At 61.9% G+C, this 26217-nt stretch carries 30 protein-coding genes; 9 read left to right on the forward strand and 21 right to left on the reverse strand.

Features of this window, described 5'->3' with window-relative positions:
* The 17 genes from pgeF to ABDB87_RS01585 all read right to left on the reverse strand — a co-directional run.
* Positions 1–731, reverse strand: a 731-nt coding sequence (gene pgeF / locus ABDB87_RS01505) for a peptidoglycan editing factor PgeF (RefSeq protein ID WP_345923442.1), incomplete at its 3' end; no start/stop codon positions are given.
* Complete coding sequence (gene hisD, locus ABDB87_RS01510; RefSeq protein WP_345923443.1) at positions 728–2020, reverse strand: histidinol dehydrogenase; 1293 nt, start codon at positions 2018–2020, stop codon at positions 728–730. The genes hisD and pgeF, both read right to left, overlap by 4 nt.
* Positions 2017–2670, reverse strand: coding sequence for an ATP phosphoribosyltransferase (gene hisG, locus ABDB87_RS01515; RefSeq protein ID WP_385918431.1), 654 nt, complete (start codon positions 2668–2670; stop codon positions 2017–2019). Before hisG ends, hisD begins: the two co-directional genes overlap by 4 nt.
* Positions 2671–2682: 12 nt before the next feature.
* Positions 2683–3933 carry a UDP-N-acetylglucosamine 1-carboxyvinyltransferase gene (gene murA / locus ABDB87_RS01520; protein ID WP_345923444.1) on the reverse strand — a complete coding sequence of 417 codons (1251 nt, stop codon included), beginning with the start codon at positions 3931–3933 and terminating at the stop codon, positions 2683–2685.
* An 11-nt stretch (positions 3934–3944) separates the two neighbouring features.
* Positions 3945–4196, reverse strand: a complete 252-nt coding sequence (locus ABDB87_RS01525; RefSeq protein WP_345923445.1) for a BolA family protein — start codon at positions 4194–4196, stop codon at positions 3945–3947.
* 3 nt (positions 4197–4199) lie between these two features.
* A complete protein-coding gene (locus tag ABDB87_RS01530) occupies positions 4200–4955 on the reverse strand; it encodes an ABC transporter permease (RefSeq protein WP_345923447.1) in 756 nt (251 codons plus the stop codon).
* A complete protein-coding gene (locus tag ABDB87_RS01535; RefSeq protein WP_345923449.1) occupies positions 4952–5866 on the reverse strand; it encodes an ABC transporter ATP-binding protein in 915 nt (304 codons plus the stop codon). Before ABDB87_RS01535 ends, ABDB87_RS01530 begins: the two co-directional genes overlap by 4 nt.
* Positions 5859–6167, reverse strand: a complete 309-nt coding sequence (locus ABDB87_RS01540) for an STAS domain-containing protein (RefSeq protein WP_345923451.1) — start codon at positions 6165–6167, stop codon at positions 5859–5861. The genes ABDB87_RS01535 and ABDB87_RS01540 overlap by 8 nt, the downstream gene beginning before the upstream one ends.
* Positions 6164–6772 (reverse strand): MlaC/ttg2D family ABC transporter substrate-binding protein, encoded by a 609-nt coding sequence (locus tag ABDB87_RS01545; RefSeq protein ID WP_345923453.1) that lies wholly within the window; start codon positions 6770–6772, stop codon positions 6164–6166. Before ABDB87_RS01545 ends, ABDB87_RS01540 begins: the two co-directional genes overlap by 4 nt.
* A 24-nt stretch (positions 6773–6796) precedes the next feature.
* Complete coding sequence (locus ABDB87_RS01550) at positions 6797–7504, reverse strand: MlaA family lipoprotein (protein WP_345923455.1); 708 nt, start codon at positions 7502–7504, stop codon at positions 6797–6799.
* Between the two features lie 15 nt (positions 7505–7519).
* Positions 7520–7996 (reverse strand): outer membrane lipid asymmetry maintenance protein MlaD, encoded by a 477-nt coding sequence (gene mlaD, locus ABDB87_RS01555; protein ID WP_345923457.1) that lies wholly within the window; start codon positions 7994–7996, stop codon positions 7520–7522.
* A gap of 2 nt (positions 7997–7998) precedes the next feature.
* Entirely contained in the window at positions 7999–8787 is a 789-nt protein-coding gene (gene mlaE / locus ABDB87_RS01560; RefSeq protein ID WP_345924661.1) for a lipid asymmetry maintenance ABC transporter permease subunit MlaE, read from the reverse strand.
* Complete coding sequence (locus ABDB87_RS01565) at positions 8787–9608, reverse strand: ABC transporter ATP-binding protein (RefSeq protein ID WP_345923459.1); 822 nt, start codon at positions 9606–9608, stop codon at positions 8787–8789. The genes mlaE and ABDB87_RS01565 overlap by 1 nt, the downstream gene beginning before the upstream one ends.
* 171 nt (positions 9609–9779) lie before the next feature.
* Positions 9780–10316 (reverse strand): C40 family peptidase, encoded by a 537-nt coding sequence (locus ABDB87_RS01570; RefSeq protein WP_345923461.1) that lies wholly within the window; start codon positions 10314–10316, stop codon positions 9780–9782.
* A 131-nt stretch (positions 10317–10447) separates the two neighbouring features.
* A complete protein-coding gene (locus tag ABDB87_RS01575; protein WP_345923463.1) occupies positions 10448–11872 on the reverse strand; it encodes a PhoH family protein in 1425 nt (474 codons plus the stop codon).
* A 58-nt stretch (positions 11873–11930) separates the two neighbouring features.
* Positions 11931–12386, reverse strand: coding sequence for a peroxiredoxin (locus tag ABDB87_RS01580; protein ID WP_345923465.1), 456 nt, complete (start codon positions 12384–12386; stop codon positions 11931–11933).
* 112 nt (positions 12387–12498) lie between these two features.
* Positions 12499–12879, reverse strand: coding sequence for an Mth938-like domain-containing protein (locus tag ABDB87_RS01585; RefSeq protein WP_345923468.1), 381 nt, complete (start codon positions 12877–12879; stop codon positions 12499–12501).
* A 134-nt stretch (positions 12880–13013) separates the two neighbouring features.
* Here ABDB87_RS01585 and ABDB87_RS01590 point away from each other — a divergent pair, with 134 nt between their 5' ends.
* Genes ABDB87_RS01590 through thrC form a run of 4 tightly spaced genes read left to right on the forward strand, consistent with a single transcriptional unit; the run spans position 13014 to position 17524 of the window.
* Complete coding sequence (locus ABDB87_RS01590; protein WP_345923470.1) at positions 13014–14300, forward strand: pyridoxal phosphate-dependent aminotransferase; 1287 nt, start codon at positions 13014–13016, stop codon at positions 14298–14300.
* Complete coding sequence (locus ABDB87_RS01595; RefSeq protein WP_345923472.1) at positions 14293–14742, forward strand: GNAT family N-acetyltransferase; 450 nt, start codon at positions 14293–14295, stop codon at positions 14740–14742. The genes ABDB87_RS01590 and ABDB87_RS01595 overlap by 8 nt, the downstream gene beginning before the upstream one ends.
* On the forward strand, positions 14739–16049 hold the full coding sequence (locus ABDB87_RS01600; RefSeq protein WP_345923474.1) for a homoserine dehydrogenase: 1311 nt from the start codon (positions 14739–14741) through the stop codon (positions 16047–16049). The genes ABDB87_RS01595 and ABDB87_RS01600 overlap by 4 nt, the downstream gene beginning before the upstream one ends.
* Positions 16050–16093: 44 nt before the next feature.
* Positions 16094–17524: a threonine synthase gene (gene thrC, locus ABDB87_RS01605; RefSeq protein ID WP_345923476.1), complete on the forward strand. Its 1431-nt coding sequence runs from the start codon at positions 16094–16096 to the stop codon at positions 17522–17524.
* A 148-nt stretch (positions 17525–17672) separates the two neighbouring features.
* Here the strand turns inward: thrC and rplI are convergent, their stop codons facing one another.
* The 4 genes from rplI to rpsF are packed head-to-tail and all read right to left on the reverse strand — an operon-like array spanning position 17673 to position 19116.
* Positions 17673–18122: a 50S ribosomal protein L9 gene (rplI, locus tag ABDB87_RS01610; RefSeq protein ID WP_345923479.1), complete on the reverse strand. Its 450-nt coding sequence runs from the start codon at positions 18120–18122 to the stop codon at positions 17673–17675.
* Between the two features lie 15 nt (positions 18123–18137).
* Entirely contained in the window at positions 18138–18413 is a 276-nt protein-coding gene (gene rpsR, locus ABDB87_RS01615; protein ID WP_345923481.1) for a 30S ribosomal protein S18, read from the reverse strand.
* Between the two features lie 2 nt (positions 18414–18415).
* Positions 18416–18730 (reverse strand): primosomal replication protein N, encoded by a 315-nt coding sequence (priB, locus tag ABDB87_RS01620; protein WP_345923483.1) that lies wholly within the window; start codon positions 18728–18730, stop codon positions 18416–18418.
* The gene (gene rpsF / locus ABDB87_RS01625; protein WP_345923485.1) at positions 18730–19116 is read right to left on the reverse strand and encodes a 30S ribosomal protein S6; all 387 of its coding nucleotides are present in this window, start codon (positions 19114–19116) and stop codon (positions 18730–18732) included. Before rpsF ends, priB begins: the two co-directional genes overlap by 1 nt.
* A 492-nt stretch (positions 19117–19608) precedes the next feature.
* Here rpsF and ABDB87_RS01630 point away from each other — a divergent pair, with 492 nt between their 5' ends.
* The 5 genes from ABDB87_RS01630 to ABDB87_RS01650 all read left to right on the forward strand — a co-directional run bounded on the left by ABDB87_RS01630 (position 19609) and on the right by ABDB87_RS01650 (position 25936).
* Positions 19609–20862, forward strand: coding sequence for a CmpA/NrtA family ABC transporter substrate-binding protein (locus ABDB87_RS01630; protein WP_345923488.1), 1254 nt, complete (start codon positions 19609–19611; stop codon positions 20860–20862).
* Positions 20863–20927: 65 nt separating this feature from the next.
* Positions 20928–21863 carry a nitrate ABC transporter permease gene (gene ntrB / locus ABDB87_RS01635; protein ID WP_345923490.1) on the forward strand — a complete coding sequence of 312 codons (936 nt, stop codon included), beginning with the start codon at positions 20928–20930 and terminating at the stop codon, positions 21861–21863.
* Positions 21864–21873: 10 nt separating this feature from the next.
* Entirely contained in the window at positions 21874–22665 is a 792-nt protein-coding gene (locus tag ABDB87_RS01640; RefSeq protein WP_345923492.1) for an ABC transporter ATP-binding protein, read from the forward strand.
* A gap of 293 nt (positions 22666–22958) precedes the next feature.
* Positions 22959–24167 carry a nitrate/nitrite transporter gene (locus ABDB87_RS01645; RefSeq protein ID WP_345923494.1) on the forward strand — a complete coding sequence of 403 codons (1209 nt, stop codon included), beginning with the start codon at positions 22959–22961 and terminating at the stop codon, positions 24165–24167.
* A gap of 83 nt (positions 24168–24250) precedes the next feature.
* Positions 24251–25936, forward strand: a complete 1686-nt coding sequence (locus ABDB87_RS01650) for a bifunctional protein-serine/threonine kinase/phosphatase (RefSeq protein WP_345923496.1) — start codon at positions 24251–24253, stop codon at positions 25934–25936.
* The last annotated feature ends 281 nt before the right edge of the window (positions 25937–26217 follow it).

Below are 26217 nucleotides of genomic sequence, written 5' to 3' on the forward strand. Positions count from 1 at the left end.
TCGAGCCAGATCATCGAGGCCTGTCGCCCGCTTCGGGTGCCATCCCGTCGTGCCGAGAAAAACACGCCGGACTCCCGGAACGTACAGCGGGTGCCGCCATAGAGGCGCACCACGCCGATCGCCGCCAGCCGGATGCGAGCGAGCTGATAGAGATCGGCCTGCCACTTGCCCTTCTCCCGGCCCGGCAGGAACGCCACAGCGGTTTCCGGCAGATGTCCGATGAAAGCCTCGCGCACTTCATCGCCCACTTCGAAGGCCGCCTGCGAGATTGCAGGGCCAAGCCAGGCCAGGACAGACCCGGCGGGCACCTTCATCGCCTGAACCGTGTTTTCGAGTACGCCCGCGGCCAGCCCGCGCCAGCCGGCGTGTGCGGCCCCCACCGCTGTACCGGCCTCATCGCAGAACAGCACCGGCAGACAATCCGCTGTCATGACAGAGCAGATGCGCCAGGCCATGCGCGCCACACTGGCGTCAGCCTGCGCGCCCGGACAGGTACTTGCGGCATTCACCACCGTGGCGCCATGCACCTGCTCGAGCCAGAGCGGCTCCATCGGCAGACGCTCGCCCAGGATGGCACGATTGCGCTCGACGTCTCCAGCGACGTCACCGACATGCGCTGCCAGATTGAGTGACGCGTACGAACCACCACTCAGGCCCCCGAGGCGGGTTGTCGACAGGGCTTTTACCCTTGCGGGAGCCGGCCAGTCAGGCGTGATGAGTTCGAGGCTCACTTGCGATACTCGGCCGATTTCGCGTGCGCCTGCAGCCCCTCGCCATAGGCAAGGGTAGCCGCCACCGGCGCGAGTTCCGCAGCCCCCCGGGATGACATATGAATGATGCTGGTGCGTTTCTGGAAGTCATACACTCCCAGCGGCGACGAAAACCGCGCGCTGCGCATTGTCGGCAGCACATGATTGGGGCCCGCGCAGTAATCCCCGAGGGACTCGACCGAACTGTGGCCCACGAAAATGGCACCTGCATGACGGATCTTCTCGACCCAGGGCTCGGCGTGCTCGATGGCCAGTTCCAGATGCTCGGGCGCGATCCGGTTGGCGATCTCGCAGGCTTCGTCCAGGCTTGCCACCTTGATCAGCGCACCGCGATTGGCCAGCGAGGCAGCAATGATGTCTTTCCGCGGCATGTCGGGAAGCAGTCGTGCAATCGAATCCGCCACCTCTTCGATGAAACTCGCGCTGGTGCAAAGCAGGATCGATTGGGCGACTTCGTCATGCTCGGCCTGGGCGAACAGATCCATCGCCACCCAGTCCGGATTGCCCGTGCCATCCGAAATGATCAGGACTTCGCTCGGCCCGGCCACCATGTCGATGCCGACGGTACCGAATACGCGGCGCTTGGCTTCGGCCACATAGGCATTGCCCGGGCCGACGATCTTGTCGACCTGCGGAATACTCTCCGTGCCATACGCGAGGGCTGCCACAGCCTGTGCGCCACCAATGGTGAATACACGATCCACACCGGCAATCGCGGCTGCAGCGAGCACCAGCGGATTTTTTTCTCCGGCAGGCGTGGGGGTCACCATGATCAGCTCGCGCACGCCGGCAACCTTGGCCGGAATGGCATTCATCAGCACAGAGCTGGGATAGCTCGCCTTGCCACCCGGCACATAGAGCCCTGCCCGGTCCAGCGCTGTCACCTTCTGCCCGAGACGAGTACCACTCTGCTCGGTATAGCTCCAGGATTCCAGCAACTGCTTCTCGTGATAACTGCGTACGCGCTCGGCAGCGCAATCGAGCGCACTGCGCTGATCCGCCGGCAGACCGTCGAGTGCGGCATGCAGCGCATCGCGAGACATCTCGAGCCCCGCCATGCTGCCGACATCGAGCCGGTCAAAACGCCGGGTGTAGTCCAGCACCGCAGCGTCTCCGCGCTGACGTACGGCCGCCAGCACTTCGGTCACCGCCGCATCGACGCTCGCATCGGTTCCGTTATCGAAGGCCAGCAAGGCGTCGAGTTCGGCGAGAAACGCCGGACTGTCCGAATGCATGCGACGCAGTTTCATGACTTCACCGCTCCGGCAAAGGCTTCGATGACGGGCTGCAGCAAGTCGCGTTTGACCTTGAGTGCAGCCTGATTGACGATCAGCCGCGAGCTGATCTGCATGATTTCTTCCACCTCGCGCAGCTTGTTGGCGCGCAGCGTGCCGCCGGTAGACACCAGATCAACGATCGCATCGGCTAGCCCCACCAGCGGAGCAAGCTCCATCGAGCCATAGAGCTTGATGAGATCGATATGCATGCCCTTGGCAGCGAAATGATCGCGGGCAATGTTGATGTACTTCGATGCCACGCGGATACGGGCACCGCGCTGCACGGCAGCGGCGTAATCGAAATGCTCGGGCACGGCAACGCTCATCCGGCATTTGGCAATGGCGAGGTCCACCGGCTGATACAGCCCGGCTCCGCCATGCTCGATGAGTACGTCCTTGCCCGCGATACCGAGATCCGCAGCGCCATACTGAACATAAGTCGGCGTATCCGACGCACGCACGATGACGAGACGAACGTCCGGCCGGTTCGTCGCGATGATCAGCTTGCGCGAGCTTTCCGGATTCTCGACCGGCTCGATGCCCGCGGCTGCCAGCAGAGGCAGCGTTTCTTCGAAGATGCGCCCTTTTGACAGGGCCAGGGTAATACCTGTGTTTCCACTCACGCTTCTAGATCCTCAGTTCAGGCGACGCACGCGGGCGCCCAGCGCTGCAAGCTTCGACTCGAGTTTTTCGTAGCCACGGTCAAGGTGGTAGATCCGCTCGACCGTCGTCTCGCCTTCGGCGACCAGTCCGGCGATGACCAGGCTCGCCGACGCACGCAGGTCGGTGGCCATCACGGTAGCGCCCTGCAGCTTGCGCACACCCGTGACGAAGGCGGTGCTGCCATCGATACGGATGTTGGCGCCCAGACGCTGCAGTTCCACCGCATGCATGTAGCGGTTTTCAAAGATGGTTTCGCGAATCACTGCAGCACCTTCGGCCACGCAGTTGAGCGCCATGAATTGCGCCTGCATGTCGGTCGGAAAGGCAGGATAGGGAGACGTGCGCAGACTCACCGCACGCAGACGCTCGGGCGCGCGGATATGGATGGCGTTGCGTTCGGAATTCACTTCGCAGCCGGCATCCATGAGCTTGTCCACCACGGCGTCGAGGTAGGCTGAGGAGGTATTCAGCAGACGGACGTCTCCGCCGGTGACCGCTGCGGCACAAAGATAGGTACCGGTCTCGATGCGGTCCGGCATGATCCGGTGGGTGGTGCCATGCATCCTGCTGACGCCGCGAATGCGGATCACATCCGTGCCGGCTCCTGAAATCTGGGCACCCATTGCGATCAGGCAGTTCGCCAGATCGACAACCTCGGGCTCGCGGGCGGCGTTCTCGATCACGGTCTCCCCATCGGCCAGACATGCCGCCATCATGAGGTTTTCCGTGCCGGTCACAGTCACCATGTCGGTAAACAGTCGGGCCCCCTTGAGACGCGGAGACTTCGCCAGCACATAACCGTGTTCGACCGCGACCTCCGCTCCCATGGCCTGAAGACCCTTGATGTGCTGATCCACCGGACGTGCGCCGATCGCGCATCCTCCCGGCAGACTCACCTTGGCTTCCCCGAAACGGGCCACGAGCGGGCATAGCACGAGAATGGAGGCCCGCATGGTCTTGACCAGTTCGTACGAGGCTTCCGGCTTGGTGATGTGCGCGGCCTGCAGCGTGACCGAATCGTCGCTGCGTTCGATCTTCATGCCCATGTCAGCCAGCAGCTTCAGCAAGGTGCCGATGTCATTGAGACGCGGCACATTGGTGAAGGTCACCGGTTCGTCGGTCAGCAATGCTGCACACAGCAGCGGCAGCGCAGCGTTCTTTGCACCGGAAATGCTGACTTCGCCAGCGAGGCGGGTGCCGCCTTCAATCAGGAGCTTGTCCATGGATCGTCAACTCAGAGTGTCTTCTGGAACTCAGCCCACTGTGCGGGCGTGAAGGTCTGCAACTGCAGCGCATGAATCTCGTTCCCCATCAGGGCGCCAAGGGTGGCGTAAACGGCCTGATGCTGGCGCACACGCAACTTGCCCTCGAACTCTGCGCTGACCACGATGCCGGAAAAGTGCACGCCGTCATCACCTTCGATGACGACTTCTTCGCAGGGCAGCCCCTGCTCGATCAGACGCTTGATTTCACTTGCGGGAAACATCTTTCAACCTCTCAATTTGTAGCCACTGCGCAGCATGGAAAGACTCACGACCGCCAGGGCCAGCAAGGCTGACCCGACAATCGAGAGGCTGAGCCAGGGCGAAGCGTCAGACATGCCGAACACCCCGTACCGGAAACCGTCAATCATGAAAAAGAACGGATTCAGATGGGAAACAGCCTGCCAGAACGGCGGCAGGGAATGGATGGAATAGAACACGCCGGAGAGCATGGTCAGCGGCATGATCAGGAAGTTCTGGAAGGCCGCCAGCTGATCGAACTTGTCAGCCCAGATCCCGGCAACCACGCCCAGCGTGCCGAGGATGGCACCGCCCAGCAGCACGAAAACCAGCGCCCACACCGGATGCGCAACCACTGGCGAACCGAAGATCAGCGACGCCAGCCAGACGCCGGCCCCCACGACCACGCCACGCACGATCGAAGCGATGACATAGGCTGCATAGAACTCGGCCCAGGAAATCGGCGGCAGCAGCACGAATACGATATTGCCGGTGATCTTGCTCTGGATGAGCGAGGACGAGCTGTTGGCAAAGGCATTCTGCAACACGCTCATCATGACCAGCCCGGGGATCAGGAAGCTGGTGTAGCTCACGCCCTCGTAGGGCTGAAGACGCCCTTCAAGCACATGGCCGAAGATCATCAGGTAGAGCACGGCCGTGAGTACGGGCGCCCCGACGGTCTGGAAACTCACTTTCCAGAAACGCAGGGTTTCCTTGTAGAGCAGGGTACGAAACGCGCTCACAAACCTTCTCCACGCATGATTTCAACAAACGCGTGTTCCAGATCGGGTTTCGCGATTTCAACTTCAGTGATCACGGCTCCCGCTTCACGCACGGCCGCCAGAATGCCCTCGACGCGTGCATGCGTCTCAAGCGGGAAACGCAATACGCTGTCTTCCAGGCGAGCGCCCAGTGGCGCCAGCGAGTCAGGCAAACTGTTCATGTCGCTCACGCGGAGTTTCAGGGTGTGCTGACTGACCCGCCCCAGAATATTGACGGTGGAATCCAGTGCGATGACACGTCCCGCCTTGAGCATCGCGATCCGCCCGCAGAGCTCTTCCGCCTCTTCAAGATAGTGCGTCGTCAGCACAATGGTATGACCGTCCGCATTGAGCTTCCGGATGAACTGCCACAAGGTCTGACGCAGTTCCACATCCACGCCCGCCGTGGGCTCGTCGAGCACGATCACCGGCGGCCGGTGTACCAGGGCCTGCGCAACCAGCACGCGACGCTTCATGCCGCCAGAGAGCTGGCGCATGTTGGTTTCTGCCTTGGGCATCAGGTCAAGGCTCACCAGAAGCTCGTCAATCCAGTCGTCATTCCGGCGCAGGCCGAAATATCCGGACTGGATTCGCAGCATCTCGCGCACGGAAAAGAACGGATCAAATACCAGCTCCTGCGGCACGACGCCGAGCGCACGACGCGCCTCGCGATAGTCCTCGACGACGTCATGCCCCATCACCCGGATGCTGCCGGAACTGAGCCGCTGCAGCCCGGCCATCGAGGAAATCAGGGTCGTCTTGCCGGCCCCGTTGGGACCGAGCAAGCCGAAGAACTCTCCGGGGCGAATCTCCAGATCGACACCGGCAAGCGCACTCAGCGAACCGAAATGCTTGACGGCCCCGCGAATCTCAATGGCTGGGGTATCAGACACCGGCACGGTTGCTATCGTCACTTTCCTGGAAAATGAATCCGCTCACGCCATACAGGTCGGAGAGACTGCGAAACGCTGCCGGCGCAGCCGTAACGCGCAATTCGCGCCCGGACGCCCGTGCGAGCCGCATCCATCCCAGCACGGCAGCAACCGCGGATGAATCCACGGCGTCAACGGCGGCCAAGTTGATGACGCCGGCCCCTGCACGCACCATGTCCTCGCCCTGCGCGATCAACGCGGGAATCGTCTGCTGGTTGAAGTCGCCTTCGACCCGGATCTGATCATCTTGCAGGCTGATCACTTCTTGACTGCCTCGCCGTTCTTTTCCTTCAGGCTCTTGACCAGGGCATCGATGCCGCCGGACTTGATTTCCTGCGAGAAGGTTTCGCGATAATTCGTCACCAGGCTCACGCCGGCGACCATCACGTCGTAGACCTTCCAGGCCCCCTCGCGCTTGTCCATCTGATAGTCGATCGCCACCGGCTTGGCTCCTGCCTGCCGGACCTCCGTCCGCACGATGACATCGGTATCTTCCGGCTTCATGCGCAAGGGCTTGAAGTCGATGACCTGATTCTTGTACTGGGAGAGTGCGTTCGAATAGCTGCGAACCAGCAGGGTCTTGAACTCGGCCGTCACCGCATCCCGCTGCTCAGGCGTTGCCGAGCGCCATTCACGGCCCATGGCGAGCGCAGTCATGTGCTTGAAGTCGAAGTACGGCAGCACCTTGGCATCAACGAGTTCAGCAATGCGTTTCTGGTCACCGGCCTGGATCGCCTTGTCGGACTTGACGATCTCGATGACCTCGGTCATGACGCGCTTGGCCAGTACGTCAGGCGCTTCCTGGGCCAGCGCGAAGCAGGCATTCAGCGAGAACAGCAGAGCGAAAGCGGTTTTGAACAGTTTCATTTCCAGACTCCAGTCCGAAGGGGGTTATTCGTAGTAATCGTCTTTTTCACGCGGCGGATGGCCGTCAAAGATCTGGCTCTGGCGACTCTTGAGATAGAAATCCCGGAGGTAGCCATAGCGGTCAAGCGCCGCCTCATCGAGTGCCGAGTCCGCCCCGATCAATTGCGCACGGGCATTCACCAGCTTCAGAGCGGTAACCGAGTTGCGCAAGGGAATGCGGCTGATCTCGCTTGAGGGATCCAGCAGATAGCGGGGCACGCTTCCTCCTGCATCACGCACCGTGCTGGGACCCAGCAAGGGCAGCATGACATACGGCCCCGGCCCCATTCCCCAGACGCCCAGCGTCTGTCCGAGGTCTTCCTCATGCTTCTCCAGACCGATATCGGTCGCGACATCAAACAGGCCGAGGATGCCGATCGTGGAGTTGATGGCCACGCGCCCGAAATCACTCGCGCCTTCCCGAGGCTTGCCCTGCAGGAGATTGTTGAGCCCCGTCCAGACGTCTTCGATGTTTCCGAAGAAATTGCTCACATTGGTTCTGAGCGGCAGGGGCACCACCGTTTTGTAGCCCTGGGCGACAGGCCTCAGGGCATAACGATCCAGCGAATCATTGACCGCATAGACCTTGCGGTTGACGGACTCCCAAGGGTCAGCCGGGTTCGTTGCCGTGGTGGCACAGCCCGAAAGCGTCAGCAAAAGAAGTGACGCCGCGCACAGACAGGTCCTGAGCATGGGAGCCTCCGCTGCCTACTTGCTGCCCGAAGCCGAGTTGCCTTCGGCTGCGTTGAACATGAACTGGCTGATGAGCTTTTCAAGCACGACAGCTGACTGCGTTTTCTTGATCGTGCCGCCAGGCTGGATCTCCTCGGAGTCCCCGCCGGGCTCGAGTCCGATGTACTGCTCGCCAAGCAGGCCGGATGTGTTGATATTGGCGAAGGTATCGACCGGGAAACGATAGCGGCTGTCCATCTGCATGGTCACCAGCGCCTGGTAGGTATGTGAATCGAGGACGATCTTCTCGATCCGCCCCACCACCACGCCGGCGCTCTTCACCGGCGCACGCAGTTTGAGGCCGCCGATATTGTCGAAGCGGGCCGTCAGTTCATAAGGTTCCCGGATCTTCGCAGACCCGAGGTTGCCGACTCGCAGCGCCAGAAACAGCAGCGCTCCAAACCCGATCACCACAAAAATCCCGACCCAGATGTCGATGGTCGTGCGCTTCATTTTCAGCCCCTGAACATGAGAGATGTCAAAATAAAATCCAGGCCCAGGATGGCCAGAGACGAGGTTACAACCGTGCGGGTGGTGGCACGCGAAACGCCCTCGGCAGTCGCGTCGGAGTCATACCCCTCGAACACTGCCACCCACGATACCGCCACACCGAAAACAAGACTTTTCAGCACGCCGTTGAGGATGTCGCGCTTGAAGTCTACCGAGGCCTGCATCTGTCCCCAGAAACTGCCGGAGTCCGCGCCAATCATCACGACCCCGACGAGGTAGCCACCCAGCACACCCATCGCGGAAAACAGTGCCGCCAGAAGCGGCATCGACAGAACGCCGCCCCAGAACCGGGGTGCCACGACGCGCGCCAGCGGATTCACAGCCATCATGTCCATGGCATCGAGTTGCTCGGTCGCCTTCATCAAACCGATCTCTGCCGTAATTGCGGAACCGGCCCGGCTCGCAAACAACAGCCCTGCCACCACCGGGCCGAGCTCGCGGACGAGCGACAGGGAAACCAGAACCCCCAGAGCCTCCTCCGAACCGTAGCGTGCCAGGGTGTCATAGCCTTGGAGCCCGAGCACCATTCCGACGAACAACCCGGAAACCATGATGATGACCAGCGACAGGACGCCGGAAAAGTAGATTTCGCGAACAGTCAGATTGAGGCGACGGAAACTGGTACCGGACGCCAGCACGACGGCCGCGAGGAATCTCGCCGCGAAGCCGATTCTCCAGACAACATTGATAGCGCGCGCGCCGAGCCGCTGCAGGAAGCCTGCTACTGATTCAATCACGAGCGTTCCCCGAGCAATGCTTCTTCGTATTTCATGGCGGGATACTGGAAAGGAACAGGCCCATCGGCCTCGCCCCACACGAACTGATGCACCCAGGGATCCCGGGAATTGCGGATCTCGTCAGGCGTCCCCTCTGCAACAACCTTTCCTTCTGACAGGAAATAGATGTAATCAACGATGTTCAGCGACTCCTGTACGTCGTGTGTCACAACGATGGAGCTCGCGCCCAGCGCATCGTTCAGGCGCCGGATGAGCTGCCCGATCACTCCGAGCGAAATGGGATCGAGCCCGGCAAATGGCTCGTCATACATCATCAGCTCGGGATCCAGCGCGATCGCCCTGGCCAAGGCGACTCGCCGGGCCATGCCTCCGGAAAGCTCGCTGGGCATGAGTCCCGCCGCACCACGCAGACCCACGGCATGAAGCTTCATCAGAACCAGATCCCGAATGACAGGCTCGGACAGCTCCGTATGCTCGCGCATCGGAAAGGCCACATTGTCGAACACCGACATGTCGGTAAAAAGCGCGCCGAACTGGAAAAGCATGCTCATCCGCCGACGCAGCGCGTAGAGACCCTTGCGATCGAGCGCGGACACGTCCTGACCGCACACGGTTGCCTGGCCACCGCGCGGACGCAGTTGCCCGCCGATCAATCGCATCAAGGTGGTCTTGCCGCAGCCCGACCCCCCCATGATGGCCACAACCTTGCCACGCGGAACACTCAGGTTCACGCCATGCAGGACATCACGATTCCCGTAACCGAACCGCAGATCCCGCAGTTCGACCAGTGAAGTAAGTTGAGGCTTAATGGTTTCCAAGTCAGTAGATGCCCTGCTCGCAAGAGCCGTGATTTTAGCATGCGCCCTTTGCGAAGCACGCAAGCGCGCATCAAGACAGACATGACGGGTAATTGAAAAGCCGTCAATCCGGGTTGCGCGGACACAAAAAAAGCCGGCATGCCGGCTTTCGCAGATAGCTTGCTCGCAAGCCTATTCGCCGCCCGAGCCTTCGACCGCCTTGATGGCAGGAGAATAAGGGGCTGCCTGGGCATCGGGAACCAGACGGCGCGCACCATTGAAGCGCTTCATCCAGTAGGTGCTGTCCAGCGTTTCAACGCGAACCACGCCGCCCGCCGAAGGAGAATGCAGGAACTTGTTGTCGCCAACATAGATACCCACATGAGAAAAGGTGCGCCGCATCGTATTGAAGAAGACCAGATCGCCCGGCTTCAGATCTTTCGAGCCGATCTTGTCACCCAGACGGGCCATTTCAGAGGCGGTACGCGGAAGATTCAGACCCAGCGCATCGCCAAACACCTTGCGCACCAGACCGCTGCAATCAAAGCCCCCGACCTCGGGACCAGTGCCCCCAAGACGGTACTTGATCCCCAGAAATCCAAACCCCTTGTCGATCAGGGTCGCCACAGCGCCCGGTGCATCCTCGGCAGGAGCAGCCTCGTCAGCGGCAAAAACCGGAGCGGAGAGCGTCAGCAGAGCAACGAGAAGACTTTTGGGCAGGAAGTGCATGTGACGAAATATAACCTTCCCGGCTTGACACTGTAAACCATGCGTCCCCGCCGCCAGTCACCCGATCACCGCCGATGGCACCATTTCGCAACGATACGGCCCCCAAAAAGGCGCCGTATCGCTGGAATGCATCAAAGCGCCTCGGCAGCGTAGTCCGCGAGACGCGAACGCTCCCCGCGCTGCAGGGTGATATGGCCGCTATGCGACCAGCCCTTGAAGCGATCTACGACATAGGTAAGACCGGAACTTCCCTCTGTCAGATAAGGCGTGTCGATCTGGGCGATATTGCCCAGACAGACCACCTTGGTCCCCGGACCGGCGCGCGTGATCAGTGTTTTCATCTGCTTCGACGTCAGGTTCTGCGCCTCGTCGATGATGAGGAACTTGTTGAGGAAAGTCCTGCCACGCATGAAGTTGAGACTCTTGACCTTGATGCGCGTACGGATCAGGTCGCGCGTAGCCGCCCTGCCCCACTCGCCACCATAGCCACCACCGTCTTCCGGACTGCCGTTGAGGACATCAAGATTATCCTCGAGCGCCCCCATCCAAGGCGCCATCTTCTCCTCCTCCGTTCCAGGCAGGAAGCCGATATCCTCACCTACCGGAACCGTCACGCGGGTCATGATGATTTCCGCGTAGCGCTTGGTTTCGAGCACCTGAGTCAGGCCGGCCGCCAGGGTCATGAGCGTTTTGCCGGTGCCCGCCTGGCCGAGCAGGGACACAAAATCGATGTCCGGATTCATCAGCAGATTCAGGGCGAAGTTCTGCTCGCGGTTTCGCGCGACGATTCCCCAGACGTTGTTTTTCTGGTGGGTGAAGTCGATCAGGGACTCGAAGACGGCAACCGGACCTTCCTTCTGCTTGACCGTCGCATACAGCGGCTTCTCGCCCTCCTGGAAGACCAGCTCGTTGACGAACAACTCGGCACACATGGGCCCGCGAACCTTGTAATAGGTGCGCCCCCCCTCTTTCCAGGACTGCATGTCGCGACCGTGCGTATCCCAGAAATCGGGCGGCAACTCGCGCATGCCGGTAAACAGCAGATCGGAGTCTTCAAGAACCTTGTCGTTGAAATAGTCCTGCGCCTCCAGCCCGAGCGCTCTCGCCTTGATGCGCATGTTGATGTCTTTCGACACCAGGATGACATGGCGATCTGCGCGCCTGTCCTTGAGATGCATCACCACGGCCAGGATCTGGTTATCCGCCTTGGCCGTAGGCACCGAGGCCGGCAGCCTGGCATCGATCGCCTCGGTCTGAAGATAGAGACGCCCTGCAGCCAGGCCGCGTGACGGCACAGCCAGCGGAATCCCCTGCTCGATATGATGCTCGCAGGTGCTGACCACCTCGTCCATCGTGCGACTCGCCTGGCGCGCATTGCGGGCGACTTCCGACATCCCCTTCTTGTTGTTGTCCAGCTCTTCCAGCGTCATGATCGGAACGAAGATATCGTGCTCTTCAAACCGGTACAGGCTGGTCGGATCGTGCATCAGCACATTGGTGTCGAGTACAAACAGCTTCGTGGGCGGAGGCGTGACTGCTTTTTTTCGAGTGGCCATGTGTTTGAACCGGTGACGGGGAAACGGGTTACGCGCGGGGGCAAGCCGGAATCCTGACTCAGACTCCCTTCACGAAATCGAGCACTTCCTGAGCGTGGTCCTTGACCTTCACGCCACGCCATTCACGTACAAGCCGGCCCTCTGCATCGAACACGAAGGTACTGCGCTCAACGCCTCGCACCTGCTTGCCGTACATGTTCTTGAGCTTCATGACGCCAAAGAGCTGGCAGAGCTGCTCATCGGGATCGGAAATCAGCGCAAAGGGAAAGCCTTGCTTGCAGCTGAAATTCTCGTGCGACTTCACGCTGTCGCGCGACACGCCGAAGACTTCGGCCCCCGCCGCAACGAACTCGGGATGCAGGCGGGCAAAGTCCTGGCCCTCCGTCGTGCAGCCCGGCGTACTGTCCTTGGGATAGAAATAGACCACAAGCTTCCTGCCGCGCAGCGCAGCGAGCGACACCGTGGTATTGCCGGTTGCCGGCAAGCTCAGGTCAGGGGCGATCATGGATGTCATTGTCATTGTCCCGGCTATCGGATGCCCTGATGGCACGACTCCAGCGTATCGGCATTTTCAGGCCCGGGCAACAGTCGTACGAGCCTCGAGCCCAAGCCCTTGATTCGTCTCGCTACATGCTTTCGCCAACAAGGAGTGCCGCAACGACCGCACGCCCCTCCGCCGCCAGCAGGTTGTAGGTCCGGCAGGCAGAACCGGTATCCATGACCTCGAAGCCGATCCTGGCTTCGATGAGATGACGCAACACTGCCGGCGCGGGAAAGCGCTGGCGCGCACCTGTTCCGATCAGCACAACAGCCGGACGCAGTTCGATGACGGGCAGAAAGTCCTCGGCGTTCAGCACATCAAAACCTCGAGCCGCCCAGGGCAGCACGCCCACTGACGGCCCGATCAGCACAGGCTCGGCGCAAACCTTGCCGGCGACACTCACCGACGCTCTGTCGTAGGCATCAATCAGGGTGACGCCGGGTGCATTTTCCTTGCTCAGTCTCATTTTCTCTGCCGAAGTTGAAGCGTACAGGCGGATTGACCGGCACACGACGCGTGCGGCCGGATTTCGGCGTTTGACGGCCTTTCGCTATCATAGGGGGTTCACGGGCAGATTCGCCCGAAACCGGAGCACTCATCATGAAACAAGGCCACACCCTGCACATCGCGAAACCGGACAGCCAGAGCGCGGCTCCGGCGGCCGCGCGAGCGGTGGTGAAATCGGCCAAGCTGGCCAATGTCTGCTACGACATCCGTGGCCCCGTTCTCGAGCGGGCCCGCCAGATGGAAGAAGAAGGCCAGCGCATCATGAAACTCAACATCGGCAACGTCGCCCACTTCGGTCTGGAGCCGCCCGACGAGATCGTGCAGGACATGATCCGCAACCTGCCAGCCGCAGCCGGCTACACCGATTCGAAGGGCCTCTTCGCACCGCGCAAGGCGATCGTCCATTACTGCCAGCAGAAGGGCATTGCCGGTGTCACGGTTGATGACATCTATCTCGGCAACGGCGCCTCGGAACTGATCGTGATGGGCATGAATGCATTGCTCAATACCGGTGACGAAGTGCTGCTTCCGGCACCGGACTACCCGCTCTACACCGGCGCGGTCGCCCTGTCCGGCGGCACGCCGGTGCATTACATGTGCGACGAGCAGTCCGACTGGATGCCAGACATCAACGACATCCGCGCCAAGGTCACGGCCAACACCAAGGCCATCGTGATCATCAACCCGAACAACCCGACCGGCGCGCTGTATCCGCGTGAAATACTGGAGCAGATCGTCCAGATCGCCCGGGAACATCAGCTCATCGTGTTCGCCGACGAGATCTACGACAAGACCCTGTACGACGGCGCAGTCCACACGAGCATCGCCTCGCTGGCCGATGACGTGCTCTTCCTGACTTTCAACGGCCTGTCGAAAAACTACCGTTCCTGCGGCTACCGCGCTGGCTGGATGATCGTGTCCGGCGAGAAGCGTCACGCCCGCGACTATATCGAGGGGCTCAACATGCTGGCCTCGATGCGGCTGTGCGCCAACACGCCGGGCCAGCTCGCGATCCAGACCGCCCTCGGCGGCTATCAGAGCATTGATGACCTGGTTCGTCCGGGCGGCCGCCTGGCCCGTCAGCGCGACCTTGCACACGACCTCCTGACCTCCATTCCCGGCGTCAGCTGCGTCAAACCCAAAGCCGCGCTCTACCTGTTCCCCAGGCTTGACCCGAAGATGTATCCCGTCAAGGACGACCAGCAGTTCATCCTCGAACTGCTGGAAGCCGAGCGCGTACTGCTGGTTCAGGGAACCGGCTTCAACTGGAAGACGCCGGACCATTTCCGGGTCGTTTTCCTGCCACATGAAGACGATCTGCGCGAAGCCATCAACCGGATTGCCCGTTTCCTCGACGGCTACCGGAAACGCCATGCCTGAGTTCGAGCTGATCGACGTCTGCACCGAAACCGGTGCCATTGCGGAGGCCGGCTGGCTGGCGGCAGCAGAGCCCGTCCACCGACAGCTTCGCCCCAGCTTGCCGCCAGACTACCTCGGCAAGATGCAGCGCGTCTTCGCCGGTGGCGGACGAATGAGCCTTGCCACGCAGGAATCCCGGGTCGTCGGGCTGGCTGTGTGGCGAGTCTTCGAAGACACCTACAACGGCGTGAAGTTCTATGTCGATGACCTCGTCACCGACGAAGCCCATCGTTCCAGCGGCGCCGGCAAGGCACTGATGGCCCTCCTGGCACGGCACGCCCGCCATTGCGGCGCAGACGGCATCACCCTGGATTCGGGGGTTCAGCGCCACCGGGCACACGCCTTCTATTTCCGTGAAGGCTTCTCCATCCTCTCTCACAACTTCAAGAAACAGCTCGTATGAAACCGATCAATGTAGGCCTGCTGGGCATCGGCACCGTCGGCGGTGGCACCTGGACCGTTCTCTCGCGCAATGCCGAAGAAATCACCCGTCGCGCGGGGCGCCCGATCCGCATCACAGCGGTAGCTGACCGCAACACCGAGCTGGCCACCCGGGTCACCGGGGGCGCTGCACGCGTCACGGCGGACGCGTTCGAGCTCGTCAAAGACCCCGAGATCGACATCATCATCGAACTGATTGGCGGCTATACCGTCGCCAAGGAGCTGGTGCTGGCTGCCATCGAGAACGGCAAGCACGTCGTCACCGCCAACAAGGCGCTCCTCGCCGTGCATGGCAAGGAGATCTTCGCTGCAGCCCAGGCCAAGGGCGTCACGGTAGCGTTCGAAGCCGCCGTGGCCGGCGGCATTCCGATCATCAAGGCGCTGCGCGAAGGCCTCTCGGCCAATCGCATCGAATGGATCGCCGGCATCATCAACGGCACCACCAACTTCATCCTCTCCGAGATGCGCGACAAGGGGCTGCCCTTCGCCGACGTGCTCAAGGAAGCACAGGCGCTGGGCTACGCCGAAGCCGACCCGACCTTCGACATCGAAGGCATCGACGCCGCGCACAAGGCCACCATCATGTCGGCCATCGCCTTCGGCATCCCGGTGCAGTTCGACAAGGCTTATGTCGAAGGCATCACCAGACTCGAAGCTGCGGACATCCAGTACGCCGAGCAACTGGGCTATCGCATCAAGCTGCTGGGCATCGCCCGCCGACGTGAACAGGGCGTGGAGCTGCGCGTACACCCGACCCTGATCCCGGCCAAGCGCCTGATCGCCAACGTGGAAGGCGCGATGAACGCCGTGCTGGTACAAGCCGATGCCGTGGGCTCCACGCTCTACTACGGTAAGGGTGCCGGCGCCGAACCGACCGCCTCGGCAGTCATCGCCGACCTGGTCGACGTGACACGCCTCGCCACCGCCAGCGCAGAACATCGCGTGCCGGCACTGGCCTTTCAGGCGGACAAGCTGGTCGATCTGCCGATCCTGCCGATCGAGGCCGTGCAGACCGCCTATTACCTGCGCATGCGCGTCGAGGACAAGACCGGTGTACTGGCGGACATCACCCGCATTCTCGCCGACGGCGCCATCTCGATTGATGCCATGCTGCAGAAGGAGCCCGGCGAAGGCGAATCGCAGACCGACATCATCCTGCTGACACATGTCGCCATCGAAGGCCAGGTCAATGAGGCGATCGTGCGTATCGAAGGGCTCAGCACCGTCGTCGGCAAGGTCACGAAGATCCGCCTCGAAGAACTCAACTGAACAGCCGCCGGGCAACACCCCGCCCGGCAGCAGGAAGGCAGACCATGCAATACATTTCCACCCGCGGTCAGTCCCCGCAACTCGGATTTTCCGACATCCTGCTCGGCGGTCTGATGCAGGATGGCGGCCTGTCGCTGCCGGCCGAATATCCGCAAGTCACCGACGCCGAACTCACCGCCATGCGCTCCATGAGCTACGCGGAGCTGGCCTTCACGATCCTGTCAAAGTTCGCCACTGACATTCCGGCGGACGACCTGCGCGCGCTGACCGCCAGGACCTACACCGAGCAGGTCTACTGCAACGGCCGTCCGGATTCGGATGCAAAGCAGATCACGCCCTTGCGCCGCCTTGAGAACAACCTGTACCTGCAGGAACTCTCGAACGGCCCGACGCTCGCCTTCAAGGACATGGCGATGCAGCTCCTGGGCAACCTGTTCGAGTACGTGCTGACCAAGCGCGGTGAGGAAATCAACATCCTCGGCGCGACCTCGGGCGACACCGGTTCGGCCGCCGAATACGCGATGCGCGGCAAGCGTGGCGTGCGCGTCTTCATGCTCTCGCCGCGCGAGAACATGAGCGCCTTCCAGCGCGCCCAGATGTATTCACTGCAGGACGCGAACATCTTCAACATCGCCGTACGCGGCATGTTCGATGATGCGCAGGACATCGTCAAAGCCGTGTCCAACGATCTGGATTTCAAGGCGCAGCACAAGATCGGCGCAGTGAACTCGATCAACTGGGGCCGCGTGGCCGCGCAGGTGATCTACTACTTCAAGGGTTACCTCTCCGCGACGACTTCCAACGATCAGGAAGTGTCGTTCGCCGTGCCCTCGGGCAATTTCGGCAACATCTGCGCCGGACACATCGCGCGCATGATGGGCCTGCCGATCAGAAAGCTCATTCTCGCCACCAACGAGAACAACGTGCTCGACGAGTTCTTCCGCACCGGCGCCTACAAGCCGCGCAAGACTGCGGACGTGAAGGTCACGAGCAGCCCGTCAATGGACATCTCCAAGGCGTCGAACTTCGAGCGCTTCATCTTCGACCTGGTCGGTCGCGATCCGAAGGTAGTGGCCGATCTGTGGAAAGCCGTGGATTCAGGCGGCTACTTCGACCTCGCCGCCACGCCTTACTGGGCACGCATGGAAGAGTTCGGCTTCGTCTCGGGTTCGAGCTCGCACGCCGACCGCCTCGCCACGATCCGCCGCGTGTACAAGGACTACGGCCTGATGATCGACACCCACACGGCGGATGGCATCAAGGTCGCGCTGGAACACCGCGACGCCGACACCCCGACCATCGTGCTGGAAACCGCCCTGCCCGCGAAGTTCGAGGAAACCATCATCGAAGCACTGGGCGAGAAGCCCTGGCGCCCGGAGAGCATGCGGAACATCGAAGCTCTGCCGCAGCGTGTCGAAGTGATGGAGGTCGACGTGCAGGCCGTGAAGGATTTCGTCAAGCAACACACCGCGTGAACGCGCGCTTGCGACAAAACAAGTGAGGCGCTTCGGCGCCTCTTTTTTCATCAGCCGGCACGCAGGACACGGCCAGCGCAGAAAAGCAAAAAGGCTGCGGAATCCGCAGCCTTTTCTCAATCAGCAACGCTCCGGAGAGCGCGGCGGATCAGTGCTCGCCCAGGACCGAAACAGTCACCGGAACAACCACGTCGGTGTGCAGCGAGATCTCGACCGCATGGTCGCCGACCAGCTTGATCGCTCCGTTCGGCAGGCGAACGCCAGCCTTTTCAACCGGGTGACCGAGCGCAACCAGCGCTTCAGCGATGTCAGCCGTGCTGACGGAGCCGAACAGACGGCCATCCACACCCGCCTTGCGGACGATCTGGACGGTCACGCCTTCAGCCTTGGCGCCAGCAGCTTGAGCGGCGGCCAGCTTTTCAGCGGCCAGCTTTTCAAGTTCAGCGCGGCGAGCTTCGAACTCGGCCAAGCTGGCTGCGGTCGCGCGCTTGGCACGACCGGTCGGGATCAGGAAGTTACGAGCGTAGCCTTCCTTCACGTTCACCACGTCGCCGAGGCTGCCGAGGTTGACGACTTTTTCAAGCAGAATGATTTGCATCGTGATTCCCCCGGATTACTGGTGCAGGTCGGTGTAAGGCATCAGCGCCAGGAAACGTGCGCGCTTGATGGCGGTCGACAGCTGACGCTGATAACCAGCTTTGGTGCCGGTGATGCGAGCCGGCATGATCTTGCCGTGTTCGGTCACGAAATCCTTGAGGATGTCGATGTCCTTGTAGTCGATTTCTTCAATCTTCTCTGCGGAGAAGCGGCAGAACTTGCGACGCTTGAAGAGACCACCACCACGGTTGCCGCCCTTCTTGTCGTCTTTCTTTGCAGGCCTGAATGCCATGATCAATTTCCTTCCAACAATTCAAATGTTCTGATGTGCAGCACCGGACTCCGGTTACGGGCGCTTTTGGCGGCGAGGAATCCTTCCACGACCAGCCTGCTTCCCAGTGCTACAACTTCGATCTGCTGTGCTGCTGGGCCGACAGCCCTGACGGCGAGTTCGCAGGAGACTTCACGTTCGGCCCCGGCTTCCATCTGCCGGGATTGATGCTCGATGCGGATTTCCAGCACCGGCACCCTGGCGGGCGTCCATCGCAAGGCTTCCCTTGCCACGATCACCCCTGTCATCCGGATCGTGTTTTCTCCCGCAAGCGCCATCAGGCTTCCGGCTGAGCAGCCTCGGGCTTGGCTTCTTCAGCGGCAGTCGGGGTCAGCGAGCGGGACTTCTCTTCCTTCATCATCGGCGACGGAGTGGTCACGGCCTTCTTCGTCTTGATGGTGAGGTGACGCAGCACGGCGTCGTTGAACTTGAAGGCGTGTTCGATTTCATCGATGGTCGGCTGATCGACTTCGATGTTCATCAGAACGTAGTGTGCCTTGTGGATCTTCTGGATCGGGTAAGCCAGCTGACGGCGGCCCCAGTCTTCCAGACGATGGATCTGGCCATTGCGCGAAGCCACGAGGGACTTGTAGCGCTCGATCATAGCGGGCACCTGCTCGCTCTGATCCGGATGGACGATGAATACGATTTCGTAGTGTCGCATGCGGACTCCTTACGGGTTGAAAACAGCCCCCCGGCATGCGGAACCGGTGGAGCAAGGGAACCGCGGAATATAACAGAGCGGAGCAGACGGAGCAAGTCAGCCCACGCAGGCGACGCAACTCCGCCGTGTGCGATACAGGCAGGCTTGGATATCCTTCGCCCCTTCTCGACGCTTGCGGCACTCTCAATCCTCGTCGGCCGGTCAGAACGGTCAGTTGTCGTCAAGCTGGTGCTTCGTCGCAAGGCCATGCACTCGGCAAGGGCATGAATGCTGCAACACAAACCACCGAGCAGAACCGCAATTTTCAATCAAAAACAACAACTTAACAAACATGAAAAACATTGGCACGGACGATGCTTAACAGTTCTCGATGACAAGCCAACGGCGGCTTGCGCGGACAACGGCGTCCAGTCTTGCTCTCCCGAACGGGAGCTCAGACTGCGACGCCGTTTTTGTTTTTCATACCCCACGAACCCGAATCCGGAGTGAAAAATGACTGATAGAGACCAAGCCAACCTGGGCCGACGCGGCTTCCTCAAACAGGGCGCCATCCTCGGCGGCGCTGCGGCGGCAGCCAGCCTGTTTCCCGCGACCGGCGCCTGGGCGGCCGGCAGCGACAAGCCCGAGCTCGCCGAAGTGAATATCGGTTTCATTCCGCTGACCGACTGCTCGTCCGTCGTGATGGCAAGCGTGATGGGCTTCGACAAGAAGTACGGCATCAAGATCAATCCGACCAAGGAAGCTTCCTGGGCAGGTGTTCGCGACAAGCTCGTCAATGGCGAACTGCATGCGGCGCATGTGCTCTACGGCCTGATCTACGGGGTACACCTGGGCATCGGCGGGCCGAAGAAAGACATGGCCAACCTGATGACGCTGAACAACAACGGCCAGGCGATTACGCTCTCGAACGAGCTGCGCGACAAGGGCGCAACTGACGGTGCTTCGCTCGCGAAGCTGATTGCAAGGAAGGACAAGGAATACACCTTCGCCCAGACTTTTCCGACCGGCACCCATGCCATGTGGCTCTACTACTGGATGGCCGCGAACGGTATCAACCCGCTGACCGATGTGAAGACCATCGTGGTACCGCCGCCGCAGATGGTGGCCAACATGCGCGTGGGCAACATGGACGGCTTCTGCGTCGGCGAGCCCTGGAACCAGCGCGCGATCATCGACAAGATCGGCTTTACCGCCACCACCACCCAGGACATCTGGACGGACCACCCCGAGAAGATCCTGGGCACGACGGCAGAATTCGTGCAGAAGTATCCGAACACGGCGCGCGCCATGGTCTGCGCGATTCTTGAAGCCTCGATGTGGATCGACGCCAGTGCGGCCAACCGCAGCAAGACGGCGGAAACGGTTTCGGCCAAGGCCTACATCAACACCGACACCGACGTGATCCGCAGCCGCATGATCGGCCAGTACGAAAACGGTCTGGGCAAGAGCTGGTCGGAAAAGAACTACATGAAGTTCTACAACGACGGCGCAGTGAACTTCCCCTACCTCTCCGACGGCATGTGGTTCCTCACCCAGCACAAGCGCTGGGGCCTGCTCAAGGGCGAAGTCGACTATCTGGGCGTGGCGAAGAAGATCAACCAGACCGAGCTCTACAAGCAGGCAGCCGCCATCGTGAAAGCGCCGATCCCGAAGTCCGACATGCGCAGTTCGAAGCTCATCGACGGCGTGGTGTGGGACGGCAAGGATCCGAAGAAGTACGCAGAGAGCTTCAAGATCAAGGCCTGAGCGGCGTCGTTTCGTATCAACCTGGCGGACGGGCCCGCAAGCCCGTCCGGTGAGGAGTCCAGATCATGAGTGCAGCCAGCCTGAGCCTTAAAGCAGACGACAGCGAGACCGGTGCCCCTCTTTTACCCGCCTCGCCCGCCTCCCCCGCCAAGCCAACCGAGAGTCACATGACCAGTGCAGCCCCCGTTGTCGCGAGCAAGCCTGCTCCGAAAAACCTGGCCGAGCCCCTCGGCCGTGCCATGCGCATCATTCTGCCACCCGTGCTCGGCTTTGCCCTGCTGCTGGGCATCTGGGCCATCGTAGCCATGACGACCAAGGGCATTCCTGGTCCGCTCGCGGTCTGGCAGGCCGCAGCCAGCCTGTTTGCCGATCCCTTCTACAGCAACGGACCGAACGACCAGGGCATCGGCTGGAACATCCTGTCCTCGCTCAAGCGTGTCGGCATAGGCTTCGGATTTGCCGCCGCCGTCGGCATTCCACTGGGATTCCTGATCGGGCGATTCCGTTTTCTCAACGCCGCACTCGATCCGATCATCTCGCTGCTGCGACCGGTGTCGCCACTCGCTTGGCTGCCGATCGGCCTGCTGGTATTCAAGCGTGCCGACCCGGCAGCCACCTGGACGATCTTCATCTGCTCGATCTGGCCGATGATCCTCAACACCGCCCAGGGCGTGCAGCGCGTGCCGCAGGACTACATGAACGTCGCCCGCGTCCTCAATCTCTCCGAGTGGAAGATCCTCACCAAAATCCTCTTCCCCTCGGTGCTGCCCTACATGCTGACCGGCATCCGGCTTTCGATCGGCACCGCCTGGCTGGTGATCGTGGCCGCGGAAATGCTCACCGGCGGCGTCGGAATCGGCTTCTGGGTATGGGATGAGTGGAACAACCTGAAAGTCGAACACATCATCATCGCTATCTTCGTGATCGGTCTGGTCGGCCTCCTGCTGGAGCAGGCCCTGCTGCTGATCGCCCGAAAATTCAGCCACGACAGCAACAGCTGAGGAGACTCCCATGAAACCCCTGGTCCAGATCCAGAACGTCGGCATGAGCTTCGAAACCAAGAAGGGCCGCTTCGTGGCACTGCGCGACATCAATCTGCAGATCAACGAAGGCGAAGTCGTCTCGCTGATCGGCCACTCCGGCTGCGGCAAATCCACGCTGCTCAACCTCATTGCCGGACTGACCCTGCCCACCGACGGCGCACTGATCTGCAATGGCCGCGAAATCGCCGGCCCAGGACCCGAGCGGGCGGTCGTCTTCCAGAACCACTCGCTGCTGCCCTGGCTGACCTGCTTCGACAACGTCTATCTCGGTGTCGAGCGCGTGTTCGGCCAGAAGGAAGGCAAAGACAAGCTGCGCGCCCGCACCCAGGCCGCCATCGAAATGGTGCACATGGGCCATGCCGCAACGAAGTATCCGGGCGAGATTTCGGGCGGCATGAAGCAGCGCATCGGCATTGCCCGCGCCTTCGCCATGGAGCCGAAGATCCTGCTGATGGACGAACCCTTCGGTGCGCTCGACGCGCTGACCCGCGCGGCGCTCCAGGACGAGCTCATCGGCGTGATGCAGAAGACCGGCGCCACCGTGGTGATGGTGACGCATGATGTGGATGAAGCCGTCCTGTTGTCTGATCGCGTGGTCATGCTCACCAACGGTCCGGCCGCCACGATCGGCGAAATCCTCGATGTCAGGCTCGACAAACCCAGAGACCGGCTGACGCTCGCGACCGACGCGGAGTACACCCGGTGTCGTGCGGCCATCATCGAGTTTCTCTACCAGAAGCAGGTGCGCAAGGCCGCCTGAACGGCCACCCCGCCCCCCCCCACGGGGGCGGGCGCGCAGCTCTGTTTCAAGGCTGCTCGCGTCAACGCAGTGCAAGCGAGGCAAAGCCAAGCTGCGGCGGCAAGGCGCAGACCCATTGTTTTCAACAGGCTTCAAAATCCGGCATGCCTGCTGCCTGTGGCAGCAGGCACACACCATGTGCGTTTCGGCTTGAAACGTATTCCGCCTCATGACAACGTCGTCATCGGGGCACAGGGTCAAAGGCGATCTCTGGTGGCCGAACCATTGGCACCCCGTCACGAAAGATCGCACCCATGAATAGACAATCCTTCCTCAAAGCCGGCCATGCCCCCACGCTGCTGGCCGCCTTCCTGTACTTCGACATGGCCTTCATGGTCTGGGTACTGCTCGGCCCGCTGGGCGTGCAGATCGCCACCGATCTCGGACTGAGCCAGGCACAGAAAGGCTTCATGGTCGCCACGCCGCTTCTGGCAGGCGCCTTCCTGCGCATCGTGATGGGCGTGCTGGTCGATCAACTCAAACCGAAAGCCGCCGGCATCATTGCCCAGATCATCGTGATCGCCGCGCTTTTCGTGGCCTGGCAACATGGCATCAGGAGCTATGCAGAAGTGCTGGTGCTGGCCGTGTTCCTCGGCGTGGCGGGAGCATCCTTCGCTGTCGCCCTGCCCCTGGCCTCGCGCTGGTATCCGCCCGAGCATCAGGGCACGGCCATGGGCATTGCCGGTGCAGGCAACTCGGGCACCGTGCTGGCCGCACTCTTTGCCCCCAGCCTGGCCATGGCCTGCGGCTGGAGCAATGTTTTCGGCCTGGCGCTGATCCCGCTCTCGATCGTCTTCGTGGTCTATCTGCTGGTCGCAAAAGATGCGCCGAACTGCCCGCCGCCCAAGCAGTTCTCCGATTACATCAGCGTGCTGAAGGATAGGGATGCCTGGTGGTTCATGTTCTTCTACGCAGTCACCTTCGGCGGCTTCTCCGGGCTCGCCTCCTCCCTCACGATCTATTTCAACAACCAGTACGGGCTTGACCCCAAGATGGCCGGGTTCTTCACCGCAGGCTGCGTGTTTGCGGGCAGTCTGGTGCGCCCGATCGGCGGCAACCTGGCAGATCGCATCGGCGGCATCCGTACGCTGACCGCCATGTATGCACTGGCCGCAGTGGCGCTGGCCATTGCCAGCGCCGGCATGCCAACGGTATGGCTCGCGGCCGCCATCTTCGTCGCCGCGATGCTCGCACTCGGCATGGGCAACGGTGCGGTTTTCCAGCTGGTGCCGCAGCGCTTCCGCAAGGAAATCGGCGTAATGACCGGGCTGGTCGGCATGGCCGGCGGCATCGGCGGTTTCTATCTCGCCTCCAGCCTGGGCTACTCGAAACAGGTGACCGGCAGCTACCAGAACGGCTTCCTGATCTTCGCGGGTCTGGCCGTCCTGGCACTGCTGGGGCTGACCCGCGTGAAGCGTCGCTGGCGCACCACCTGGGGCGCTGCCGTGGCCGCGCGAATCTGAATCTCCCCAACCCCGGGGCGGGAAGCGCGCTAAAGTCGGAACCGCCCCGCCTCACTCCGATTCACCACACCCGGCAAACCCGCATGCCCCTCACCGTCTCGCTCGGCCACGCCTCGCTCACCGGCCCTCGTGCCCGGAACGAGGATTTTGTCGGCGCAGTCACGCCGGAGGCCGCAGAGCTCGAAAACAAGGGTTTGCTGGCGGCAATCGCGGATGGTGTGGGGGGGCATGCGAATGGTCGCGAAGCCGCCGAATTCGCGCTGCGCAGCCTGCTCTCCGACTATTACGCCACGCCGGACACCTGGAGCGTGCGCAAGTCACTCGAGAAAGTGATCGTCGCAGCCAACCGGTGGCTGTTTGCACAAGGCGCGAAACGCAACGAGACCGCCGGCATGGCCACCACGCTGGCAGCCATCGTGGTACGCGGGCGGCGCTGGCTCTGCGTGCATGCCGGCGACTCACGCATCTACCTGCTGCGCGACGGGCAGCTCAGCCGCCTGACACAGGACCACGTCTGGGAGCACCCGGAGCTCGACACCGTGCTCTCGCGTGCAGTCGGTCTCGATCGTCACATCAATCTCGACTTCGCCGAGGGCGAGCTCGCCGAAGGCGACACCTTCCTCCTGCTCACCGACGGGGTATGGGGCAGCCTCTCCGACGCCCGCATCCGGCAGATCGCCGAGAAGCATGCCGACGCGCAGGAGGCCGCCTTTGCGCTGGCAAGCAGCGCGGTCGACAGCGGCTCACAGGACAACAGCAGCGCGCTCGTGCTGCGCATCGGCACGCTGCCGGCCGACAGCCTGCGCGACACGCTGGCGCGCATCCGCGAGTTGCCGCTGCCGCCCCCGCTCAAACCGGGGCAGACGCTGGACGGGCTGCAGATCGTCGAAGTGCTGCACGAATCACGTGTCACCCTGCTCTACCGCGTGCGCAGCCAGGACGGTCAGCCCTTCGTACTCAAGACCCTGCGCGAGGGCAGCGACCTGCAGGACACCGCCGCGCTGGCGCATGAGGAATGGCTGGCGCGCCGCGTCACGGACGCAGCCTTCCCGCAGGTCACCGACTGGCCGGCGCGCAGCCATCTCTACTACCTGATGAGCTGGCATGACGGCGAAACCCTGGCGCAGCGCATCGCCCGCGGCCATCGCTTCAGCCTTGCCGAACTGGTCGAGCTGGCGACCCGCCTGCTCAAGGCACTGGCCGCGCTGCACCGGCTGACCATCATCCACCGCGACGTCAAGCCGGAGAACATCCATCTCGGCAGCGACGGCCGCCTGCGCCTGCTGGATCTGGGTGTCGCCGCCTCCGACAGCGGTGCCGACGAACGCTTCAACGAGATCAACAATCCGGGCACACCCAGCTACATGGCGCCGCAGCTCTTCGAAGGCGGGAGCTGCAACGAATCAAGCGACCTCTATGCCGCGGGCATCACCCTGTATCAGGCTGCCACGCGCAGGTTTCCCCACGGTGAAATCGAAGCCTTCCAGCGCCCGCGCTTTGGCGACCCGGTTCCACCGACCCGCTTCCGCCCGGAACTGCCGGAGTGGTTCGAGTCCATCCTGCTCAAGGCGGTTGCGCGCGATGCAGAGCGTCGCTTTGAAACGGCAGAGGAGTTCCTGCTCGCACTGCAACGTGGCGCACACCGGCCGCTCAGCGTGCCGCGCAGGCGCCCGCTTCTGGAGCGCGATCCACAGATGGGGCTGAAACTCCTGGCCGCGGGCTCGCTGCTGGCCAATCTCGTTCTGGCGATCCTGCTCTTCGTCCGCTGACGAAGGATGCACCCCGGCGGCGCAGCGCGTGACCCGCTTCGATGCAGCACCGCCATGACACCCCCGCCTGCCGCGCAGCCAAAGAATGATTTTTCCATACATAACAATCACTTGAACCGCGCAAATCGCACTGGCACAAGTCCTGCTTGAAAGCAGTCGATTACGCATCACGCGCCCCCGCCCGGGGCCGCGCTCTTCCCGCCGCGACGAAGTGGCGGAAAGCTGGATCAACGACGATCTCCGGTGTGACTGGATTCACCCCGCAGGGCTCAAGCCCTGAA

This window comes from Uliginosibacterium paludis (assembly GCF_039631355.1).
Lineage (GTDB): Bacteria > Pseudomonadota > Gammaproteobacteria > Burkholderiales > Rhodocyclaceae > Uliginosibacterium > Uliginosibacterium paludis.

What these genes read in the sequence shown, in the direction of transcription:
- ABDB87_RS01545 (WP_345923453.1), bottom strand. Translation starts at nt 6,772, where the DNA reads ATGAAACTGTTCAAAACCGCTTTCGCTCTGCTGTTCTCGCTGAATGCC.
- thrC (WP_345923476.1), top strand. Translation starts at nt 16,094, where the DNA reads ATGCAATACATTTCCACCCGCGGTCAGTCCCCGCAACTCGGATTTTCC.
- ABDB87_RS01650 (WP_345923496.1), top strand. Translation starts at nt 24,251, where the DNA reads ATGCCCCTCACCGTCTCGCTCGGCCACGCCTCGCTCACCGGCCCTCGT.
- ABDB87_RS01640 (WP_345923492.1), top strand. Translation starts at nt 21,874, where the DNA reads ATGAAACCCCTGGTCCAGATCCAGAACGTCGGCATGAGCTTCGAAACC.
- ABDB87_RS01525 (WP_345923445.1), bottom strand. Translation starts at nt 4,196, where the DNA reads ATGTTTCCCGCAAGTGAAATCAAGCGTCTGATCGAGCAGGGGCTGCCC.
- hisD (WP_345923443.1), bottom strand. Translation starts at nt 2,020, where the DNA reads ATGAAACTGCGTCGCATGCATTCGGACAGTCCGGCGTTTCTCGCCGAA.
- ABDB87_RS01630 (WP_345923488.1), top strand. Translation starts at nt 19,609, where the DNA reads ATGACTGATAGAGACCAAGCCAACCTGGGCCGACGCGGCTTCCTCAAA.
- ABDB87_RS01570 (WP_345923461.1), bottom strand. Translation starts at nt 10,316, where the DNA reads ATGCACTTCCTGCCCAAAAGTCTTCTCGTTGCTCTGCTGACGCTCTCC.
- ABDB87_RS01595 (WP_345923472.1), top strand. Translation starts at nt 14,293, where the DNA reads ATGCCTGAGTTCGAGCTGATCGACGTCTGCACCGAAACCGGTGCCATT.
- ABDB87_RS01600 (WP_345923474.1), top strand. Translation starts at nt 14,739, where the DNA reads ATGAAACCGATCAATGTAGGCCTGCTGGGCATCGGCACCGTCGGCGGT.
- rpsF (WP_345923485.1), bottom strand. Translation starts at nt 19,116, where the DNA reads ATGCGACACTACGAAATCGTATTCATCGTCCATCCGGATCAGAGCGAG.
- ABDB87_RS01575 (WP_345923463.1), bottom strand. Translation starts at nt 11,872, where the DNA reads ATGGCCACTCGAAAAAAAGCAGTCACGCCTCCGCCCACGAAGCTGTTT.
- mlaD (WP_345923457.1), bottom strand. Translation starts at nt 7,996, where the DNA reads ATGAAGCGCACGACCATCGACATCTGGGTCGGGATTTTTGTGGTGATC.
- murA (WP_345923444.1), bottom strand. Translation starts at nt 3,933, where the DNA reads ATGGACAAGCTCCTGATTGAAGGCGGCACCCGCCTCGCTGGCGAAGTC.
- ABDB87_RS01590 (WP_345923470.1), top strand. Translation starts at nt 13,014, where the DNA reads ATGAAACAAGGCCACACCCTGCACATCGCGAAACCGGACAGCCAGAGC.
- rpsR (WP_345923481.1), bottom strand. Translation starts at nt 18,413, where the DNA reads ATGGCATTCAGGCCTGCAAAGAAAGACGACAAGAAGGGCGGCAACCGT.
- ABDB87_RS01645 (WP_345923494.1), top strand. Translation starts at nt 22,959, where the DNA reads ATGAATAGACAATCCTTCCTCAAAGCCGGCCATGCCCCCACGCTGCTG.
- rplI (WP_345923479.1), bottom strand. Translation starts at nt 18,122, where the DNA reads ATGCAAATCATTCTGCTTGAAAAAGTCGTCAACCTCGGCAGCCTCGGC.
- ABDB87_RS01550 (WP_345923455.1), bottom strand. Translation starts at nt 7,504, where the DNA reads ATGCTCAGGACCTGTCTGTGCGCGGCGTCACTTCTTTTGCTGACGCTT.
- ABDB87_RS01585 (WP_345923468.1), bottom strand. Translation starts at nt 12,879, where the DNA reads ATGAGACTGAGCAAGGAAAATGCACCCGGCGTCACCCTGATTGATGCC.
- ntrB (WP_345923490.1), top strand. Translation starts at nt 20,928, where the DNA reads ATGAGTGCAGCCAGCCTGAGCCTTAAAGCAGACGACAGCGAGACCGGT.
- priB (WP_345923483.1), bottom strand. Translation starts at nt 18,730, where the DNA reads ATGGCGCTTGCGGGAGAAAACACGATCCGGATGACAGGGGTGATCGTG.
- ABDB87_RS01580 (WP_345923465.1), bottom strand. Translation starts at nt 12,386, where the DNA reads ATGACATCCATGATCGCCCCTGACCTGAGCTTGCCGGCAACCGGCAAT.